Here is a 19157-nt window from a genome sequence, read left to right on the forward strand (position 1 = left end):
GCCGGGAGCGAGGGAGATGCCATGGAACAACAGCGGGCGACGCTGGCGGAGATCGCGCAGGCGGCCGGGGTGTCCATCCCCACCGTCTCGAAGGTCCTCAACGGCCGGCCGGACGTCGCACCCGCGACCCGGCACCGGGTGCAGACACTGCTCGACGCACGGGGGTACACGGCCCGGGGCACGGCCCGCCCGGCGAACCGGGCGGGCCTGATCGACCTGGTGCTGCGGGACCTGGGCAGCCCGTGGGCCATGCAGATCATCGACGGCGTGGAGGAGCTGGCCTACCAGGCCGGCTTCGGCGTCGTCGTCTCCGCCGTCCACGGCCGGCACCGCACCCGCCCCGACCGGCGCTGGACCGAGCAGCTGGCCGCCCGACGCTGCAACGGGGTGCTGCTCGTCCTCTCCGACCTCTCGCCCGCCCAGCGCGGCCACCTCGAGGAGCTGGGCATCCCGGCGGTGATCATCGATCCGGCCGGGCAGCCCCCCGCGGACATTCCCTCCGTCGGGGCGACCAACTGGGCCGGCGGGCGGGCGGCCACCGAGCATCTGCTCGACCTCGGCCACCACCGCATCGCCGTCATCGGCGGTCCCCCCACCGTGCCGTGCAGCCGCGCCCGTGTCGACGGCTACCGGGCCGCCATGGACGCCGCCGGCCAGCGGGTCCCCACCGGCCACGTCCGCACCGGCGACTTCCTGGCCCCCTCGGGCTACCGGGAGACGCACGCCCTGCTCGACCTGGCCCGGCCACCGACGGCGCTCTTCGCCTGCTCCGACGAGATGGCCCTGGGCGCCTACGAGGCGCTCTACGAGCGGGGACTGCGGGTGCCGGACGACATGAGCGTCGTCGGTTTCGACGATCTGGACGCCGCCCGGTGGGCCGTGCCGCCGCTGACCACCGTCCGGCAGCCGCTGACGGAGATGGCGGCGATGGCCACCCGCATGCTGCTCAGCCTGGTCAACGGCGAGGAGCTGGCCAGTGACCGCATCGAACTGGCCACCCCGCTGGTCGTCCGGCACAGCACCCGACCCTGCTGACCGCGCCGCCGGCCCGTGGCGCGGCGTCGGTCGGCGCGGCACACTTCGACGCATCGACATGTTGCGGAGGTGTTACGCACGCCCCTAAGCTGCCGTGGGAGCGCTCCCGGGCCCCCGCCCGCGCGCCACCCCACCACCCCCGACGGAATGAGACAGCCGATGAAGAGAGCTCCCCGCCCGTCCCGACGACAGCTGGTCGTGGCCGGCGCCGTCGGCGCGCTGACCCTCGGTGCGACGGCGATCCTACCGGCCACCAACGCCATGGCCGCCACCGGTTGCGCCGTCACCTACACGACCAACAGCTGGTCCGGGGGGTTCACCGCGTCGATCAGCGTCAAGAACCTCGGTGACCCGATCAACGGTTGGACCCTCGGCTTCACCTTCCCGGACCAGGGGCAGAAGCTCACCCAGGGCTGGTCGGCGACGTACCAGCAGAGCGGCAGCGCCGTCACGGCGCAGAGCCTGAGCTACAACGGCTCGTTGGCCACGGGCGCGGCGACGAGCATCGGCTTCAACGGCACCTTCACCGGCGGCAACCCGACGCCGACGTCGTTCACGCTCAACGGCACGGTGTGCACCGGTGGCACGACGCCGACCACGTCGACCCCGACGACGCCGCCGCCCACCACGCCGCCGCCGACCACTCCCCCGCCCACCACCGCCCCGCCGACCGGCACGACGCCGGTGGCGATCAACGGTCAGCTGCGGGTGTGCGGGGTCAACCTGTGCAACCGGTACGGCAAGCCGATCCAGCTGCGCGGCATGAGCACCCACGGCCTGCAGTGGTTCGCCCAGTGCTACAACGACGCGTCCCTCGACGCGCTGTCCAAGGACTGGCTGGCCGACCTGCTCCGCGTCTCCATGTACGTGCAGGAGGACGGCTACGAGACCGACCCGGCCGGCTTCACCAACCGGGTCAACACCCTCGTGGACGAGGCCACCGAGCGCGGCATGTACGCGCTGATCGACTTCCACACCCTGACGCCGGGCGACCCGATGTTCAACCTGGAGCGGGCCAAGACGTTCTTCGCCGCCGTGTCCGCCCGGCACGCCAACAAGAACAACGTGATCTACGAGGTCACCAACGAGCCCAACGGGGTGAGCTGGTCGACGATCAAGAACTACGCCGAGCAGGTCATCCCGATCATCCGCGCCAACGACCCGGACGCGATCGTCATCGTCGGCACCCGCGGCTGGTCCTCGCTCGGCGTATCCGAGGGCGGCAACTCCACCGAGGTGATCAACAACCCGGTGAACGCCAGCAACATCATGTACGCGTTCCACTTCTACGCCGCGTCCCACAAGGACAACTACCGGGCCGAGCTGGAGCGCGCCGCCGCCCGGATTCCCATGTTCGTCACCGAGTTCGGCACGGTCACCTACACCGGCGGCGGCGCCGTGGACGTGGCCAGCAGCAACACCTGGATGGACCTGCTGGACCGGCTGAAGATCAGCTACGCCAACTGGACGTTCTCGGACGCCGACGAGGGCAGCGCCGCGTTCCGCCCCGGCACCTGCTACGGCGGCACGTACACCGGCACGTCGGTGCTGACCGACTCGGGCAACTACATGCGCAACCGCATCCGCACCCCGGACAACTTCCCCACGAGCTGACCGCTCGCACCGCCCGGCGTCGCCCCGTCCACGATGGACGGGGCGACGCCGGTCAGACCGGCCCGCCGCGCATGGCGCGTACCGCCTCGCCCGCGTACAGGCAGGCGGCCCGCTGGCCGGCGGCCACCTCCACCAGCGCCGGGTCGACCTCGGCGCAGTCCGGCCGGGCCTGCGGACAGCGGGTCCGGAACCGGCAGCCGCCGGGCGGGTCCACCGGGCTCGGCACGTCGCCGCGCAGGATGATCCGCCGCCGGTGCCGCTCCACCTTCGGATCGGCCACCGGGACGGCCGACAGCAGCGCGGCGGTGTACGGGTGCGCCGGCTGCCGGTAGAGCTGCGCCGGGGTGCCGGTCTCCACGATCCGGCCCAGGTACATCACGGCGATCCGGTCGCTCATGTGCTCGACGGCCGCCAGGTCGTGCGCGATGAACAGGTACGTCAGTCCCAGGTCCCGTTGCAGCGCCCGCAGCAGGTTCATGATCTGCGCCTGCACGCTCAGGTCGAGCGAGGCGATGGGTTCGTCGAGGACGATCAGGTCGGGCTCCCCGGCCAGCGCGCGGGCGATGCCGACCCGCTGGCGTTGCCCGCCGGAGAGCTCGTGCGGGTGCCGGCCGGCGAGGTCGGCGCGCAGGCCGACCAGCTCCAGCAGCTCGGCGACCCGGCGGCCACGGGCCTGGGCGGAGTCGACGAGGCGGTGCACCACCAGCGGCTCGGCGACGCTGGCCCCGATCGTGCGCCGAGGGTCCAGCGACGCCTGCGGGTCCTGGAACACCATGGCCACCCGTCGGCGCAGGCCCCGCAGCCGACGGCGGGACCATCGGGTCACGTCCCGGCCGCCGACCCGCACGTGGCCGGAGGTCGGATCGACCAGGCGCAGCAGCGCCAGGCCGGTGGTGGACTTTCCGCTGCCCGACTCGCCGACCAGCCCGAGCGTCTCGCCCCGCCGGACGGTCAGCGACACCCCGTCGACGGCCCGCACCTGCGCGCCGCCCCCGGCCGGGAACCACACCCGCAGGTCGTCGAGCTCGGCGAGGGGCTCCGGCGGCCCGGCGTCCGGCGTCGGTGCGGCCGGGGCGGTGTCGGTGCTCATGCGTCCTCCCCGCCGGGATAGAAGGTGCGTACCTCGTGGCCGGGGGCCACCGGGACCAGCGGCGGCAGCTCGTGTTCGCACCGGGCGTCGCCGCGGACCGGGCAGCGGGGCCAGAACGCGCAGCCGGGCGGCAGGTCCAGGGGGCTCGGCGGCGCACCGGCGATCGCCGGGAGGTCGCCGCCGGAGCGCTGCGGGTCCGGGCGGGCCGCCAGCAGGGCCCGGGTGTACGGGTGCGCGGGCGCGTCGAACACCGCGTCGACGTCGCCCCGCTCGACGATCCGGCCGCCGTACATGACGGCCACCGTGTCGGCGACCCCGGCGACCACGCCGAGGTCGTGGGTGATCCAGACGACGGCGGTGCCGAGCCGGCGGCGCAGGTCGGCGACCAACTCGACGATCTGCGCCTGGGTGGTGACGTCGAGGGCGGTGGTCGGCTCGTCGGCGATGAGCAGGGCCGGCTCGCAGGCCAGGGCCATCGCGATGACGACCCGCTGGCGCATCCCGCCGGAGAACTGGTGCGGGTACTCCTCGACGCGCCGGCCCGGCGACGGGATGCCGACCAGGTCGAGCAGCTCGACGGCCCGGTCCCGGGCCTGCCGGCGGGTCATGCCCAGGTGCTCCTCGCAGGCCTCGGACACCTGCCGGCCCACGGTGAGCACCGGGTTGAGCGAGGTCATCGGGTCCTGGAAGACGAAGCCGACGTGCCGGCCGCGCAACTGCCGGCGGCGCGGCTCGGGCAGCGCGGTCAGCTCCTCGCCGAGCAGCCGGACCCGTCCGGTGACCCGGGCCGCCCGGGGGGCCAGGCCGGTGGCGGCGAGCACGGTCATGCTCTTGCCGCTGCCGGACTCGCCGACCAGGGCGAGGGTCTGCCCGGCCCGCACCGACCAGTCGACGCCGGCGACGGCGCGGGCCGGGCCGCGGCGGGTGCCGATCGTCACCGTCAGGTCCTCGATGGCCAGCACCGGTGCGTCGCCGCCGCCCGCGGCGGGGCCCGTACCGGCCGCGCCGGCGGCAGGTGGTGGTGTGCTCATGCCCTGCTCCTGTTCGCCTCGCTGACGGTGAGCTGACGCGGGTCCAGCACGTCGCGCAGCGCGTCGCCGACGAGGTTGAAGGCGAGCACGGTGAGGAAGATCGCTGCGCCGGGGAAGACGCCGAGCCACCACGCCTCGGTGACGAACCCGCGCCCGTCGTAGAGCATCCGGCCCCAGGCGGGGTCCGGCGGCTGCACGCCGAGGCCCAGGAAGGACAGGGCCGCCTCGGAGAGGATGGCGAACGCCAGCGACAGCGACGTCTGCACGATCAGCGGGGCCGCGATGTTGGGCAGCACGTGGCGGCGGATGATCCGCGCGTCCGACGCGCCGATGGACACGGCCGCGCGCACGAAGACCTGCTCGCGTACGGAGAGCACGCCCGCGCGGGTGACCCGGGCGAAGATCGGCGTGTAGACCACCCCGATCGCGACCATCGCGGTGACCAGGCCCGGCCCGAGCACGGCCACGATCGCGACGGCCAGCAGCAACACCGGGAACGCGAACAGCACGTCCATGCCGCGCATGAGGACGTTGTCCACCCAGCCCCGGTACCAGCCGGCGAGCAGGCCGACGGTGACCCCGACCAGCAGCGCGATGCCGACGCTGACCAGGCCCACCTCCAGGGAGACCCGGGCGGCGACGAGGACGCGGCTGAGCACGTCGCGGCCCAGTTCGTCGGTGCCGAACGGGTGGTCGAGGCTGGGCGGGCGCAGCATCTGATCGACGTCGACGTCGTTGACCCCGGCCGGCGCCAGCCACCGGCCGGCCACCCCGACGACGAGCAGCAGGAGCAGCACGACGGTGCCGGCGACGGCCGGCGGGTCGTGGCGCAGCGCGGACAGGGTGCGGCGCAGCGTGCCGTCGGACCCGCCGCTCACCGCAGCCCGGTCCTCTCCGCCGCTCACCGCAGCCCGATCCGCGGGTCGAGGCGGGCGTAGAGGACGTCCACCAGCAGGTTCATCAGCAGGAACAGGGCGGCGACGAAGAGCACCGCGCCCTGCAGCACCGGGTAGTCGCGGGCCTGGACGGCGTCGTAGGTGAGCCGGCCGACCCCCGGCCAGGCGAACAGCACCTCGATCACGATCACCCCGCCGACGAGGCTGGCCAACTGCACCGCCACGACGGTGACCACGGGGATCAGCGCGTTGCGCAGCACGTGCCGGACGACCACGACCCGGGCGCGCAGCCCCTTGGCCTCGGCGGTGCGCACGTAGTCCTCGGAGAGCACCTCCAGCACGGAGGAGCGGATGAACCGGGTGAGGATCGACGCGGTGACGAGCCCCACGGCCGTCGCCGGCAGGATCACGTGCGACGCCCACCGCGCCGGGTCCTCGGTGAGGGCCACGTAGCCCGACGGCGGCAGCCAGCCGAGCACCCCGGCGAAGAGCAGGATGCCCATGATGCCCATCCAGAAGTCGGGCACCGACACGCCGAACTGGCTGAACACCCGTGCGGCGTGGTCGAGGGCCGATCCGCTGCGCACGGCGGAGAGCACGCCCAGCGGGAACGCCACGAGCAGGGCGAGCAGCACGGCGGTCACCGCCAGCGACAGCGTCGCCGGCAGCCGCTCCAGCACGATCGTGGTGACCGGCTGGCCGCTGCGGAAGCTCACCCCGAGGTCGCCGGTGAGCGCGTGGCCGACGTAGCTGACGTACTGCGCGACCAGCGGCCGGTCGAGGCCGGAGCGTTCCCGCAGCGCGTCGTAGGTCTGCTGGTCGAAGCGGGTGCCGAGGGCGACCCGGACGGGGTCGCCGGGGACGAGCTGGAGCAGCAGGAAGACGACAAGCGTCACCCCGAACAGGACGACGACCGACTGGAGCAGCCGGCGCAGGACGAAGCGTGTCATGGCGGCCCCCGTCAGCTCACCTGTCGAGGCCGACGTCGCGGAACCGGATGGCCCGGTCGGAGCGGACCTGGTATCCGGTCACCTGCTTCGACCAGCCCTGCACCACGTCGGGGTTGTAGAGGTAGACGTAGCTGGCGTCGTCGACGATCTGCTTCGCCGCCTGGTCGTACGTCCGCTTGCGGGCCGCCGGGTCGGTCTCGGTGCGGCCGGCGTCGAGGAGGCTGTCGACGGTGGGGTTGCTGTACTTGTGGAAGTTGAACGTCGCGCCGGTGCGGTGCTGGGCGTAGTAGAACTCGTCCGGGTCGATGTTGCCGAGCCAGCCGAGCAGGAACGCGTCGAAGGCGCCCCGGCCCTGCTCGTCGAGCCACTGGGCGAAGTCGAGGGTGCGGATCTTCACGGTGATCCCGACGTCTTTGAGCTGGGCGGCGATGACCTGGGCCGCGCTGACCGTCTCGGGGTACTCGGTGGTCACCATCAGGTCCAGCCTCAGCCCGCTGACGCCGGCCTGGCCGAGCAGTTGCCGGGCCTGCGCGGGGTCGTGCCGGTACGGCGCGTACTCGAAGTGCCAGGAGCTGCCCTTCGGGATCGCGGTCTGGTTGACCGTGGCCTGGCCGAACTTGGCCGCCTTCGCGATCGCGTCCCGGTCCAGGGCGAACGCGATCGCGCGGCGCACGTTCACGTCGTCGTACGGCTTGCGGCCCTCGTTGAGGGCGAGGTACCAGTAGTCGGTCGACGACCGCGACTCGACGGTCACGTCGCCGCCGTTCTCCTTCAGCGCCGCGACCTGCTGGGGCGGCAGGTTGTCGGTCCACTGGACCTCGCCGCCGCGCAGGTTCTGCAGGGCGACCGTGGGGTCCTTGACGAAGGTGAACCGGACCCCGTCGAGCTTCGGCTTCGCGCCCCAGTAGTTGTCGTTGCGGGTGAGCTGGATGCTGTCGCCGGAGGTGTAGCCGGCGACGGCGAACGGCCCGCTGCCCACCGGTTTGGTCTTGATCGCCCCGGACTCCACGTTGGCCTTGTCGACGATCGCGACGCCCTTGAACCCGCCGAGGCTGGCCAGCAGGTTCGGGGTGGGCTTGGTGAGCGCGACGACCACGGTGGTCGGGTCGGGGGCGGTCACGGACTTCACGGTCTCGAACCGGTACGCCTGGTTCAGCTTCTCGGAGATGATCCGCTCGTAGGAGTAGACGACGTCCTCGGAGGTCAGCGGTGACCCGTCGGAGAAGCGCACGCCCTCGCGGAGGGTGAAGGTCCAGGTGAGCTGGTCGGCGCTGGTGGTCCACTTCGTCGCCAGCGAGGGGCCCATCCGCAGGTCGGGGCCCGGCTCGACGAGGGTGTCGTAGACGTTCTCCAGCACCTGGAAGCTGTAGTAGGCGGAGGTCCGGTGGGGGTCGAGCTGGTCCGGTTCCCCGCCGATGGCGGCGTTCAGCGTGCCGCCGGATCCCTTGCCGCCGGTGTCGCCGGCCCCGTCCACGTCGACGCTGTCGCCGGCACCGCAGCCGGCGGCGCCGGCGAGCGCGATCGCGAGCACGGCACCGACCATCCTGGATCTGGTCATGGACCCGGTCCCCCTCCGTCACCGAAGCGCGGGAGTGATCCCGCCTCCTGCCCTCCTTGCCCGCAGCGTCCCGAAGGCGAAACCTGCCCCGCCGTCCCGGCCCGCCGCCGGGCGCGGCCACGACGGCACCGGTCCAGGTGAGAGCGGTTTCGTCACACAACCGTCATGGAACCGGGAGGTGCCCTCCAAACCCGCGTACCAGGGTGGGGGCTGCCGCCGCCGAGGAGAGGAGGCCGGATGACGGTCGTACCGGACGATCGCCTGATGACGCTGATCTGCGACGACTGCGGCGACACGACCACCGGCAACGCGTGCGTGCTGCCCGACGCCGAGGTCGTCTGGACGCTGGTGTCCGAGCACGGCTGGAGCGGCTCGCCGTTCGCCGTCGGCCCCCACCGGTGCCCGCCGTGCAGCATCGCCGGACCGGCGCCGGGCCAACTCCTCGGGCTCGACCAGGTCGACGGCTGCGACGACGCGCCCGGCCACGGCGAGGGCCGGCTGCGCGCCGCCCTGCGCGACGCGGTCGAGTTCGACGGGCGGGCCGTGGTGGACCTGCACGGCGTGGACCAGATCGACCCGGCCGGGCTGGGGCTGCTGGTGCGGGCCCACCAGGAGGCCCGGCAGCGGGGTGTCGTCCTGTGCCTCGCCGCCCCGTCCCGGTTCGTCCGCACCGTCCTGCACACCATGCGCCTCGACGGGCTCTTCCCGACCTTCGCGACCCAGCAGGAGGCCCTGGCGGCGGCCGGACCCGCCCTGCCGGCGGCCGACCCCGCGCCGGCCCGCTGACCCGGCGCGGGGCGGGTCGGCTCAGGCCGACCGGTCGGGCTGCGCCTGGTAGACGTCGGGCACCCCGTCGCGGTCGCGGTCGACGGTCTCGACCTCGTGCACCCGCCGGTAGGCCCGGCTGCGGATGCGCAGGATGACGCTGGCCAGGCCGGCGGCGAGCACGGACCCGGTGAGCACGGCGACCTTGACGTGGTCGTCGCGCTCGCTGCCCAGGCCGAAGGCGAGTTCGCCGATGAGCAGGGAGACGGTGAACCCGATGCCGCCCAGCAGCGCCAGGCCGAACACGTCGAGCCAGTTCAGCCCCTCGTCGAGGTCGGCGCGGGTGAACCGGGACACCAGCCAGGTCGCCGCCATGATGCCGATCGGCTTGCCGAGCACCAGGCCGACGACGATCCCGACGGCGACCCGGTCGGTCAGGGCGGTGGCGAGGCCGGTGAGGCCGCCGACGGTGACACCGGCGGAGAGGAACGCGAAGACCGGCACCGCGACCCCGGCGGAGACGGGCCGGAACCGGTGCTCGAAGTGCTCGGCCAGGCCGGGCCCGGCGTCCGGGCCGCCCGCGGCCCGGCTGCGGACCACCGGGACGGTGAACGCCAGCAGCACGCCGGCGACGGTGGCGTGCACCCCGGAGGCATGCATCAGCACCCAGGTCACGACGGCCAGCGGCAGCAGCAGCCACCAGGACCGGACCCGGCGCTGCACCAGCAGGCCGAAGACCGCCAGCGGGACCAGCGCGCCCAGCAGCGGCCCGACGGCCAGGTCGGAGGTGTAGAAGACGGCGATGATCACGATGGCGAGCAGGTCGTCGACCACCGCGAGGGTGAGCAGGAAGGTGCGCAGCGCGGAGGGCAGGAAGCGGCCGACGACGGCGAGCACGGCCAGGGCGAAGGCGATGTCGGTCGCGGTGGGGATCGCCCAGCCCTGCGCGGCGTCACCGCCGGCGATGAGGACGTAGAGGAGGGCGGGCACGAGCACGCCGCCCATGGCGGCGGCCACCGGCACCGCCGCGCGGCGCGGGTCCCGCAGGTCCCCGGCGACGAACTCGCGCTTGAGCTCCAGCCCGGCGACGAAGAAGAAGATCGCCAGCAGGCCGTCGGCGGCCCAGGTGGCCAGGCTGAGGTCCAGGTGCAGCGCCGCCGGGCCCACCCGGAGATCCCGCAGCGCCTGGTATCCGTCGGCCCAGGGGGAGTTGGACCAGATCAGGGCCAGCAACGCGCCGACCAGCAGGAGCGCCCCGCCCACGGTCTCCTTGCGCAGGATGCCGAAGATGCGGCTGGTCTCGCCCCACGAGCGTCGGGCGAACAGGCTGGGGCGGCGCCGGGGGGCGTCGGTCACGGGGAACTCCTCGTCGGCAGGGCAGCATCGTCTCGTCGCCGACCAGACTTCCCGGCACACCGAAGCCCTACCCTAGCCGCTTGCGGCCCTCGAAACTTCCGCTGGTTGCCACCCTCACGACATATATACATACTGATGGACGTTCCTGAGCCGGACATGATCGGACGCCGGGCAGCCCCGATCGGAACCTCGCCCCATCGGCACTCTCCGGAGGAACCTGCCCCATGAGATCAAGGATGAAGCTGCTGGGCGCCGCCCTGGTGGCCGCCGCGGTGGCCGCGCTGGCGGCCGTCACGGTGCCCGCGCCCGCCTCGGCGGCGGCGCTGACCGAGGTCACCAACTTCGGCGCGAACCCCAGCAACCTGCGCATGTACCTGTACGTGCCGGACCGGGTCGCGCCCCGGCCGGGCCTGCTGGTCGCCGTCCACTACTGCACCGGCACCGGCCCGGCGTTCTTCAACGGCGCCCAGTTCGACGAGCTGGCCAACCAGTACGGCTACATCGTCATCTACCCGTCGGTGACCCGCAGCAGCCAGTGCTTCGACGTCTCCTCCCCGCAGGCGCTGCGCCGTGACGGCGGCAGCGACCCGGTGGGCATCAAGTCGATGATCGACTACGTCCGGGCGCGGTACCCCGTCGACGCGGACCGGATCTTCGCCACCGGCGTCTCCTCCGGCGCGATGATGACCAACGTCCTGCTCGGGCTCTACCCCGACGTGTTCGCCGCCGGCGCGGCCTTCGCCGGCGTCCCGTTCGGCTGCTTCGCCACCACGAACGGCTCGGAGTGGAACAGCGAGTGCGCCAACGGGCAGATCACCAAGACCGCCCAGCAGTGGGGCGACCTGGTCCGCAACGCCTACCCGGGCTACACGGGCAAGCGGCCCCGGATGCAGCTGTGGCACGGCACGAACGACGAGACCCTGCGCTACCCGAACTTCGGCGAAGAGGTCAAGCAGTGGACGAACGTGCACGGGCTGAGCCAGACCCCGACCTACACCGACACTCCGCAGTCCGGCTACACCCGCACCCGCTACGGCGGCAGCGGCACCATGGCGCCGGTCGAGGCGATCAGCATGGCCGGGGTCTCGCACAACCTGCCCGTCGACGCCGCCCAGGCCATCCGGTTCTTCGGACTGGACAGCGCCACCCCGCCCACCACGCCGCCGCCCACCACGGCCCCGCCGACGACGCCGCCGCCCACCACCCCGCCGCCGACCACCCCGCCGCCCACGACTCCGCCGCCGACCACCCCGCCGGCCGGCGAGGGCTGCGCCGTCGGGTACGCCGTCAACGCCTGGAACACCGGCCTGACCGCCGCCGTCACGATCACCAACACCAGCGGCGCGACGGTCAACGGCTGGAGTCTGGCGTTCACGCTGCCGGGCGGGCAGACCATCACCAGCGGCTGGAACGCCACCTACTCCCCCACCAGCGGCGCGGTGACCGCCCGTAACGTCTCGTACAACGGCGCGATCGCGCCGAACACGTCGGTCAGCATCGGCTTCCAGGCCAACCACACCGGCAACACCGCGAAGCCGGCCTCGTTCACCCTCAACGGGGTGGCCTGCTCGGTCTCCTGATCTCACCGGCGGCGGGGCACTCCGCCACCATCGCCTGCGAGGGCGCGCGCCGCTGCCGGTGCGCGCCCTCGTCACGATCCCGGAACGCCGGTCGCCGGCACGGGGGGTCCGGGTACGGCTCCCCGTGCCGGCGACCCGCACCGGCCCGCCCGCCGGCTGCGGCAGGCCCGGTGGGCGGTCAGCTCGTCGCGGTGGCGGGCTCCCCAGGGCCGTCCCCGGCCACGACCGGCTCGACGGTCCGGTCCGCCAGGTGCTGGCGCACCGACCAGGCCACCGCCGCCGCCCAGGTGGCCACGATGACGAGGTAGCTGGCGTACCGGATGCCGGTGGAGGCGTCGATCCAGTCGCTGAGCAGCAGGGTCCGCACGTTAGTGAGGATGATGACGCCGCCGACGGCGGAGCCGAGGACCCGCGGCGGCACCATCCGCACCAGCCAGGCGGCGATCGGCGCGGCGATCATGCCACCGAGCAGCAGCGCGCCCACCCAGCCGAAGTTGATGTTCTCCGAGCCGATCCCGACCAGGAACCCGGCGCTGGCGGCGATCGCCACCAGGAACTCGCTGGTGTCGATGGAGCCGATCACGCGACGCGGCTCCATCCGGCCGCTGGCCAGGATGGCAGGGGTGCCGACCGGGCCCCAACCGCCGCCGCCGGTGGCGTCGACGAAGCCGGCCACGAGGCCCAGCGGGCCGAGGAAGCGCTTGCGCAGGGGCAGCCCGACCCGGTCGCGGGGCAGCCCGGAGACGGTGAACCGGACCAGCACGTAGACCCCGAGGGTGAGCAGGATCAGCGACATGATCGGGGCCGCGGTCGCGGTGGAGAGGCTGGACAGGAACGTGGCGCCGGCGAAGGCGCCGAGTGCCCCCGGCACGCCGACCCTGCGGACCACCGTCCAGTCGACGTTGCCGAAGCGCCAGTGCGCGGCGCCGGAGACGAGGGTGGTGCCGATCTCGGCCAGGTGAACAGTTGCGGAAGCGCTCGCGGCGCTGGTGTTGATGGCGAGGAGCAGTGTTGTCGACGTCACGCCGTAGGCCATGCCGAGGCTGCCGTCTACCAGTTGCGCACCGAGTCCCACAAGGGCGAGGAGAAGGAGTTTACGCACAATAACCGCCGATCCGAAAGACAAAAGGGGGTCTGGCAGTGCCGGGCGGTGACGACGGTCGAGGCGGACCGCACCGTCCCGGCGAGCCGAGTCTGTGCAGGTACATGGATTGTCGTAGGCGACGGCGGCTGCCCCATTGACGGGCAACTCCGCGCTAATCATTCCGACAGATTGGGTAAAACGCTCGTTAAGCGGAGCTGTGATGCCGCCGCCCGGTCGCGGTATCGGCTCGCCCAGCGCGACCGCCGGCAAGGCCGTCGCTGAACTCGCCTCCTGTGGCCGACCGCACTCGATGCGGTCCGCGTCGGTTACCGCAGTCAGGGTGACGCGGGTCACAACAGGTCACCCACCAGGGCGTTCGCTGATCGCCCGGCGAAGCTCACCTCACTTTCGGTGAATGTCGAACTTAATCGATGGGTAATAGCGATGACGACATTGACAGGGATCGTTGAGGCAGCGCGCAACCCCTGGCAAGACCCGTTCCACATCGTGAGACAGAACGACTAAAATCACCCACAGCCAGGGAATGCTCGGAGCACGTAAAACAATTTCGTAATGAACTCGACAATCGCCGCACTGCGGCGGGCGGCACCGTTCGCGCCCCCCGCCGCCCCACCTCGCGGCCATTTTGCCTGGCCACCTCGGCGGCAAATCCCGCCGCCTTAGTAGGAAATCTTCACCTCCCCGATCAGGTTGGTCAGATTTAACCGGGCCGTAACTGGGCGACGCTACGTTATGACCCAGCGCGACATTGACTGCCGCAAATTAGGGCCCGAGCGCCGGTGGTACGGCCGGCCGGTCCAGCCCGTCGCCCCGCGATCTTCTCGCGACCGAAGTGGGAGCCTGATGAGTACTGCACCGCACACGCGCGACCTGATCATGGTTGTCAACCCTGCCGGCGCACTGGAGCCCGGCCCACGGATCACCGCCGCCGCCTGCGCCGGTGGCGGGCTGGGCGTGCTCGACCTGGCCGGCGGCGACGACTGGTCGCTGCGCGCGCTGACCCAGGCCGCCTCCTGGTCCCCCGGGCCGATCGGCGTCCGGGTGCCGGCCGGCTGCCTGGCCACACCGGACGAGGTCGACCACGCCGCACGCGGGCGGGTCGACCTGGTGGTGGTCACCTCCGACAGCCCCTGGTCCCTGGCCGAGATCACCCCGAGGTACCGGGTGATCGTGGAGGTCACGAGCCGGGAGGAGGCCCGCGCCGCCGCGGCGGGCGGGGCGCACGGGCTGATCGCCCGGGGCCTGGAGGGCGGGGGCCGGGTCAGCGACCTCAGCTCCTTCGTCCTGCTCCAGCAGCTCGTCGCCGACGACACCGTCGACCTGCCGGTCTGGGTGGCCGGCGGCATCGGCCCGCGCACCGCCGGGGCCTGCCTCGTCGGCGGGGCCGCCGGCATCGTCCTGGATACCCAGCTCGCCTTGATGCCCGAGTCCGAACTGCCGGCCGACGTCAAGGCCGCGATCCGGCGCATGGACGGCTCGGAGACGGTGCTCGCCGACGGGGCCCGGGGGATGCGCCGGGGCGGCCAGCACGACGTACGGTCGGAGCTGCTGCCCATCGGTCAGGACGGCTGGCTCGCCGCCGTCTTCGCCGACCGCTGGGCCGACACCGCCAGCGCGGTGCGGGCCATGCGGGCCATCATGCTCGACGCCGCCGACGACCCCGAGGCGGGCACGCTGCTGCTGCCCGGCGCCCCGCTGGCCGAGGCGCTCGGCGTGCGGGTGCCCGTAGCCCAGGGCCCGATGACCCGGGTCAGCGACGAGGCGGGCTTCGCCGCCGCGGTCGCCGACGGCGGCGCCCTGCCCTTCATCGCACTCGCCCTGAACTCCGCGGACCAGTGCCGCCGGATGCTCACCGAGACCGCCGCGCGGCTCGGCGACCGGCCCTGGGGGGTCGGCGTGCTCGGCTTCGCCCCCGAGGAGCTGCGCGCCGCGCAGCTGGCGGTCATCCAGGAGATCCGCCCCGGCTTCGCGATCATCGCGGGCGGCCGGCCGCCGCAGGCCAAGGCGCTGGAGGAGCAGGGGATCAGCACGTTCCTGCACGTGCCCTCCCCCGGCCTGCTGCGGCAGTTCCTGCGCTCCGGGGCGAGGAAGTTCATCTTCGAGGGCGCCGAGTGCGGCGGGCACATCGGCCCCCGGTTCAGCTTCCCGCTGTGGGAGGCGCAGCTGCTGGTGCTCGAGGAGTACCTCGACGCCGAACCGGGCGCCGCCGCGCAGCTCCAGGTCTTCTTCGCCGGTGGCGTCCACGACGCCCGCTCGGCGGCGATGGTCGCCGCGATGGCCGCGCCGCTGGCGCGCCGGGGGGCCCGCATCGGCGTGCTCATGGGCACCGCGTACCTGTTCACCGCCGAGGCGGTCGAGCACGGCGCGGTCCAGCCGCTCTTCCAGCGGGAGGCGCTCACCGCCGAGCGGACCGCCCTGCTGGAGACCGCTCCGGGCCACGTCACGCGCTGCCTGCACACCCCGTTCGTCGACGACTTCCACGCGCTGCGCGCCCAGCTGGAGCAGGCCGGCGCGGAGAACCGCGAGGTGTGGGAGCAGCTCGAACTGCTCAACGTCGGCCGGCTGCGGATCGCCAGCAAGGGCCTCAAGCGCAACGGCGAGACCATCGAGACGGTGGACGAGGGCGTCCAGGCCGCCGAGGGGCTGTTCATGGCCGGGCAGGTCGCCGTGCTGCGCGACGCCGCCACCACCGTGGCGGGCCTGCACGACGCCGTCAGCACCGAGGCCCGCGACCTGCACGCCGCCCGGCTCGACGCGCTGCGCGCCCGGTTCGCCCCGCCCGCCGAGATCGAGGAGCGCCCCGCGCCGCTGGACATCGCCATCGTCGGGATGGCCTGCATGCTGCCCGGCTCCCCCGACCTGGACAGCTTCTGGCGCACCGTGCTCACCGGCGCCGACGCGGTCACCGAGGTCCCCGCGGAGCGCTGGGACACCGACCTCTACTACGCCCCGGAGGTCGGGCCGGGCCAGACCGGCCGGATCAGCGTCTCCAAGTGGGGCGGCTTCATCGAGCCGGTGCCCTTCGACGCCATCGGCTACGGCATCCCGCCGACGGCGCTGGGCAGCATCGACCCGACCCAGCTGCTCGCCCTGGAGGTCTCGCACCGGGCCCTGCTCGACGCCGGCTACCCGCACGACGCCGCCGGGGTCGACCACTCCCGCACCGGCGTCGTCTTCGGCGCGGAGGCCGGCAGCGACATGGGCCACGCGCAGACCCTGCGCACCATGCTGCCGGCGTACCTCGGCGAGGTGCCCGACGAGATGCAGGACCTGCTGCCCACGGTCACCGAGGACAGCTTCCCCGGCGTGCTGGCCAACGTCATCGCCGGTCGGGTCGCCAACCGCCTCGACCTGGGCGGGCCGAACTACACCATCGACGCCGCCTGCGCCTCCTCGCTGGCCGCCATGGACGCCGCCTGCAAGGAACTGGTCAGCGGCGACAGCGACATGATGATCTGCGGCGGCGCCGACCTGCACAACGGCGTCAACGACTACCTGATGTTCACCTCGGCGCACGCGCTGTCCCCGACCGGCCGGTCGCGGCCCTTCGACAGCACCGGCGACGGCATCGCCCTCGGCGAGGGCGTGGCCTGCGTCGTCCTCAAGCGGCTGGCCGACGCCGAGCGCGACGGCGACCGGATCTACGGCGTGATCAAGGGACTCGGCGGGGCCAGCGACGGCCGCGCCCTCGGCCTGACCGCCCCCCGACCCGACGGCCAGCGCCGGGCGCTGGACCGGGCGTACCGCCGCAGCGGCGTCTCCCCGCGCGACGTCGGCCTGGTGGAGGCGCACGGCACGGGCACCGTCGTCGGCGACCGCACCGAGCTGGAGACCCTGACCCGGATGTTCGTCGATGCCGGCGCGGAGCCGGGCGGCTGCGCGCTCGGGTCGGTGAAGTCGCAGATCGGGCACACCAAGTGCGCCGCCGGGCTGGCCGGCGTGATCAAGGCGGCCCTGTCGCTGTACCACGGCGTCCGGCCGCCGACGATCCACCTGAAGCGCCCCAACCCGGCCTGGCACCCGCAGCAGAGCCCGTTCGCCTTCTACACCGAGGCACGCCCCTGGCCGGCCCCCGCCGACGAGCGGATCGCCGGGGTGAGCGCCTTCGGCTTCGGCGGCACCAACTTCCACGTCGTGCTCAGCGCCCACGCCGGAGCCCCGGAGCCCCGGCACGGCCGGCGGATCTGGCCGGCGGAGCTGTTCTGCTTCCGGGGCCTCGACCGGGCCGCGGCCCACCAGTCGGTCCGGCAGCTGCTCGACGGCCTCGCCGGCGACGCCGGGCGGGACCGCCGGGGACGCCTCGCCGAGCTGGCCGCCTCGGTGGCCGCGAAGTCCGCCGGCCGCTCCGGCCCCACCCGGGTGGCGATCGTCGCCCGGGACCTGACCGAGCTGGAGACGCTGCTGCACCGGGCGCTGGCCGGCGAGCACGACCCGGCGCGGGGCCTGGTGCAGCCGGACGAGGTCGAGCCGGTCGGGCCGGGCCAGGTGGCGTTCCTCTTCCCCGGGCAGGGCAGCCAGCGCCCCGGCGCCCTCGCGGAGATCTTCGTCGCCTTCCCGGAGCTGCGGCACTACCTCGAACTCGACCGCGACGCGGCCGAGCTGCTCTTCCCCGCCGCCGCCTTCGACCAGTCGTCGCGGCGCGAGCAGGAGGAGCGGGTCCGCGACACCCGGGTCGCCCAGCCCGTGCTGGGCATCGGCGGGCTGGCCGTCGACCACCTGCTGCGCCGCCTCGGCGTACGCCCGGACATGACCGCCGGCCACAGCTACGGCGAGCTGGTCGGGCTCTGCGTGGCCGGCGCCTTCGACGCGCCCACGCTCATGGCGCTGAGCCGGGAACGGGCGGCGTCGATCCTGGGCGCCTGCGGGGAGGACCCGGGCACCATGGCGGCCGTCAACGCCTCCGCCGACGACGTCGCCGGTGTCCTCGCCAGCGCCGGGCTGACCAGCGAGGTCGTGCTGGCCAACCGCAACTCCCCGACGCAGGTGGTGGTCTCCGGGCCGACCGCGAAGGTGCAGTCGGCGGTGGTCGCGCTCAAGGAGGCCGGGCTGTCGGCCAAGGCCCTCTCGGTCGCCTGCGCCTTCCACAGCCCCGTGGTGGCCGGCGCGGTGGAGACCTTCGCCGACGTGCTCGCCGCCCACCGGATCGCCGAGCCGCGCATCCCGGTCTGGTCCAACCTGACCGCCGCGCGCTACTCCGGCGACGCCGACCAGGTGCGCCACCACCTCGCCGAGCAGATCGGCGCCCCGGTCCGCTTCGTCGAGCAGGTCGAGGCGATGTACGCCGCCGGCGCCCGCGTGTTCGTCGAGGTGGGCCCCGGCCAGGTGCTCACCCGCCTGGTCAAGGCCGTGCTCGGCGACCGGCCGCACCGGGCGGTCGCCTGCGAGCGCGGTCCCGAGGAGGGGCTGCGCGGCTTCCTGATCTCGGTCGGGGAGCTCGCCTGCGCCGGCGTGCCGGTGCGCCCCGACTGGCTCTTCCACGGCCGGGTCGCCGCCGACGCGCCCGCCACCGCACCGACCCGTCGTCCGATCTGGACGGTCGACGGGCTGCTCGTCCGGGACCAGCACGGCAACTGTCTTCCCGGTGGCATGACCCCTCCCCGACGGATCAAGGAGTTGTCGATGACCCCAGCGAACGGTGCCGTCACCGGTACCCCCACCGGCACCGGCCCCGACGCCGGCGGCCAGGACATCCGTGGCGAGCTGCTCAACGAGTACCTGCGCGCCACCCGGGACATGATCGCCTCCCAGCGCGACGTGATGCTCGCGTTCCTCGGTGACCCCGGCAGCGGCGGCCCGGGCGGCGCCGGCCGGCTCGTCTGGCAGCCCGCCGAGGCGTACCGGGTCGAGGGCCACACGCCGGCCGCGCTGCCGCAGGCGTCGGCGGCGCCCGCCGTCGCCCCGCCGGCCGCCGCCCCCGTGCCCGCCGCCCCGCGGCCCCCGGCGACCGCGCCCACCGCGGCCCCCGTGCCGGCCGTGGCGCTGGCGACCAACGGCGGGTCGGCCCTGGCCACGACCATCGCGCCGGCGCGGCCGGTGGCCCCGGCCGTCGTCCCGGTCTCGCCCGCCGTCGGGCCCATCATCCCCGCGCCGGCCCCCGCACCCGCTCCGGTGCCGGCCGCGGTGCCGGTGGCCACCGGGCCGAGCGTCGCCGACTTCCAGAACGCCATCCTCGCGGTG

General features: G+C 73.5%; 12 protein-coding genes. 5 read left to right on the forward strand and 7 right to left on the reverse strand.

Translation table 11 applies throughout. The features are described 5' to 3' along the window. Positions 1-21: 21 nt before the first annotated feature. Complete coding sequence (locus tag LPU61_RS31080) at positions 22-1035, forward strand: LacI family DNA-binding transcriptional regulator (protein WP_043963289.1); 1014 nt, start codon at positions 22-24, stop codon at positions 1033-1035. A 159-nt stretch (positions 1036-1194) separates the two neighbouring features. After that, positions 1195-2649: a cellulase family glycosylhydrolase gene (locus LPU61_RS31085; protein ID WP_043963288.1), complete on the forward strand. Its 1455-nt coding sequence runs from the start codon at positions 1195-1197 to the stop codon at positions 2647-2649. 52 nt (positions 2650-2701) lie between these two features. Here LPU61_RS31085 and LPU61_RS31090 read toward each other — a convergent pair whose 3' ends face one another. From LPU61_RS31090 to LPU61_RS31110, 5 genes are read right to left on the reverse strand one after another with little or no spacing between them, the layout of a single operon-like run. Further along, positions 2702-3739 (reverse strand): ABC transporter ATP-binding protein, encoded by a 1038-nt coding sequence (locus LPU61_RS31090; protein WP_043963287.1) that lies wholly within the window; start codon positions 3737-3739, stop codon positions 2702-2704. Then, positions 3736-4770 carry an ABC transporter ATP-binding protein gene (locus tag LPU61_RS31095; protein WP_229406930.1) on the reverse strand — a complete coding sequence of 345 codons (1035 nt, stop codon included), beginning with the start codon at positions 4768-4770 and terminating at the stop codon, positions 3736-3738. Before LPU61_RS31095 ends, LPU61_RS31090 begins: the two co-directional genes overlap by 4 nt. Beyond that, positions 4767-5648: an ABC transporter permease gene (locus tag LPU61_RS31100; protein WP_043963285.1), complete on the reverse strand. Its 882-nt coding sequence runs from the start codon at positions 5646-5648 to the stop codon at positions 4767-4769. The genes LPU61_RS31095 and LPU61_RS31100 overlap by 4 nt, the downstream gene beginning before the upstream one ends. A gap of 23 nt (positions 5649-5671) precedes the next feature. Beyond that, positions 5672-6616 carry an ABC transporter permease gene (locus LPU61_RS31105; protein WP_043963284.1) on the reverse strand — a complete coding sequence of 315 codons (945 nt, stop codon included), beginning with the start codon at positions 6614-6616 and terminating at the stop codon, positions 5672-5674. 16 nt (positions 6617-6632) lie between these two features. Beyond that, positions 6633-8174, reverse strand: coding sequence for an ABC transporter substrate-binding protein (locus tag LPU61_RS31110; protein ID WP_229406931.1), 1542 nt, complete (start codon positions 8172-8174; stop codon positions 6633-6635). 237 nt (positions 8175-8411) lie between these two features. Here LPU61_RS31110 and LPU61_RS31115 point away from each other — a divergent pair, with 237 nt between their 5' ends. Next, the gene (locus tag LPU61_RS31115) at positions 8412-8960 is read left to right on the forward strand and encodes an STAS domain-containing protein (protein ID WP_063838577.1); all 549 of its coding nucleotides are present in this window, start codon (positions 8412-8414) and stop codon (positions 8958-8960) included. Between the two features lie 21 nt (positions 8961-8981). On the opposite strand, the gene nhaA is transcribed toward LPU61_RS31115, so the two are convergent. Beyond that, positions 8982-10295 (reverse strand): Na+/H+ antiporter NhaA, encoded by a 1314-nt coding sequence (nhaA, locus tag LPU61_RS31120; protein ID WP_043963281.1) that lies wholly within the window; start codon positions 10293-10295, stop codon positions 8982-8984. A gap of 224 nt (positions 10296-10519) precedes the next feature. On the opposite strand from nhaA, the gene LPU61_RS31125 reads away from it, so the two are divergent. After that, on the forward strand, positions 10520-11875 hold the full coding sequence (locus LPU61_RS31125; RefSeq protein ID WP_229406932.1) for a PHB depolymerase family esterase: 1356 nt from the start codon (positions 10520-10522) through the stop codon (positions 11873-11875). Positions 11876-12053: 178 nt separating this feature from the next. Here LPU61_RS31125 and LPU61_RS31130 read toward each other — a convergent pair whose 3' ends face one another. Beyond that, positions 12054-12977 (reverse strand): sulfite exporter TauE/SafE family protein, encoded by a 924-nt coding sequence (locus LPU61_RS31130; protein WP_043963278.1) that lies wholly within the window; start codon positions 12975-12977, stop codon positions 12054-12056. An 846-nt stretch (positions 12978-13823) separates the two neighbouring features. On the opposite strand from LPU61_RS31130, the gene LPU61_RS31135 reads away from it, so the two are divergent. Next, positions 13824-19157: type I polyketide synthase (locus tag LPU61_RS31135; RefSeq protein WP_229406933.1), on the forward strand; the 5334-nt coding region annotated here is incomplete at its 3' end.

Origin of the sequence: Micromonospora sp. NBRC 110038, assembly GCF_020884815.1 — a bacterium.
Classification (GTDB): Bacteria; Actinomycetota; Actinomycetes; order Mycobacteriales; family Micromonosporaceae; genus Micromonospora; species Micromonospora haikouensis.

What these genes read in the sequence shown, in the direction of transcription:
- LPU61_RS31105 (WP_043963284.1), bottom strand. Translation starts at nt 6,616, where the DNA reads ATGACACGCTTCGTCCTGCGCCGGCTGCTCCAGTCGGTCGTCGTCCTG.
- LPU61_RS31080 (WP_043963289.1), top strand. Translation starts at nt 22, where the DNA reads ATGGAACAACAGCGGGCGACGCTGGCGGAGATCGCGCAGGCGGCCGGG.
- LPU61_RS31095 (WP_229406930.1), bottom strand. Translation starts at nt 4,770, where the DNA reads ATGAGCACACCACCACCTGCCGCCGGCGCGGCCGGTACGGGCCCCGCC.
- LPU61_RS31125 (WP_229406932.1), top strand. Translation starts at nt 10,520, where the DNA reads ATGAGATCAAGGATGAAGCTGCTGGGCGCCGCCCTGGTGGCCGCCGCG.
- LPU61_RS31085 (WP_043963288.1), top strand. Translation starts at nt 1,195, where the DNA reads ATGAAGAGAGCTCCCCGCCCGTCCCGACGACAGCTGGTCGTGGCCGGC.
- LPU61_RS31110 (WP_229406931.1), bottom strand. Translation starts at nt 8,174, where the DNA reads ATGACCAGATCCAGGATGGTCGGTGCCGTGCTCGCGATCGCGCTCGCC.
- LPU61_RS31115 (WP_063838577.1), top strand. Translation starts at nt 8,412, where the DNA reads ATGACGGTCGTACCGGACGATCGCCTGATGACGCTGATCTGCGACGAC.
- LPU61_RS31090 (WP_043963287.1), bottom strand. Translation starts at nt 3,739, where the DNA reads ATGAGCACCGACACCGCCCCGGCCGCACCGACGCCGGACGCCGGGCCG.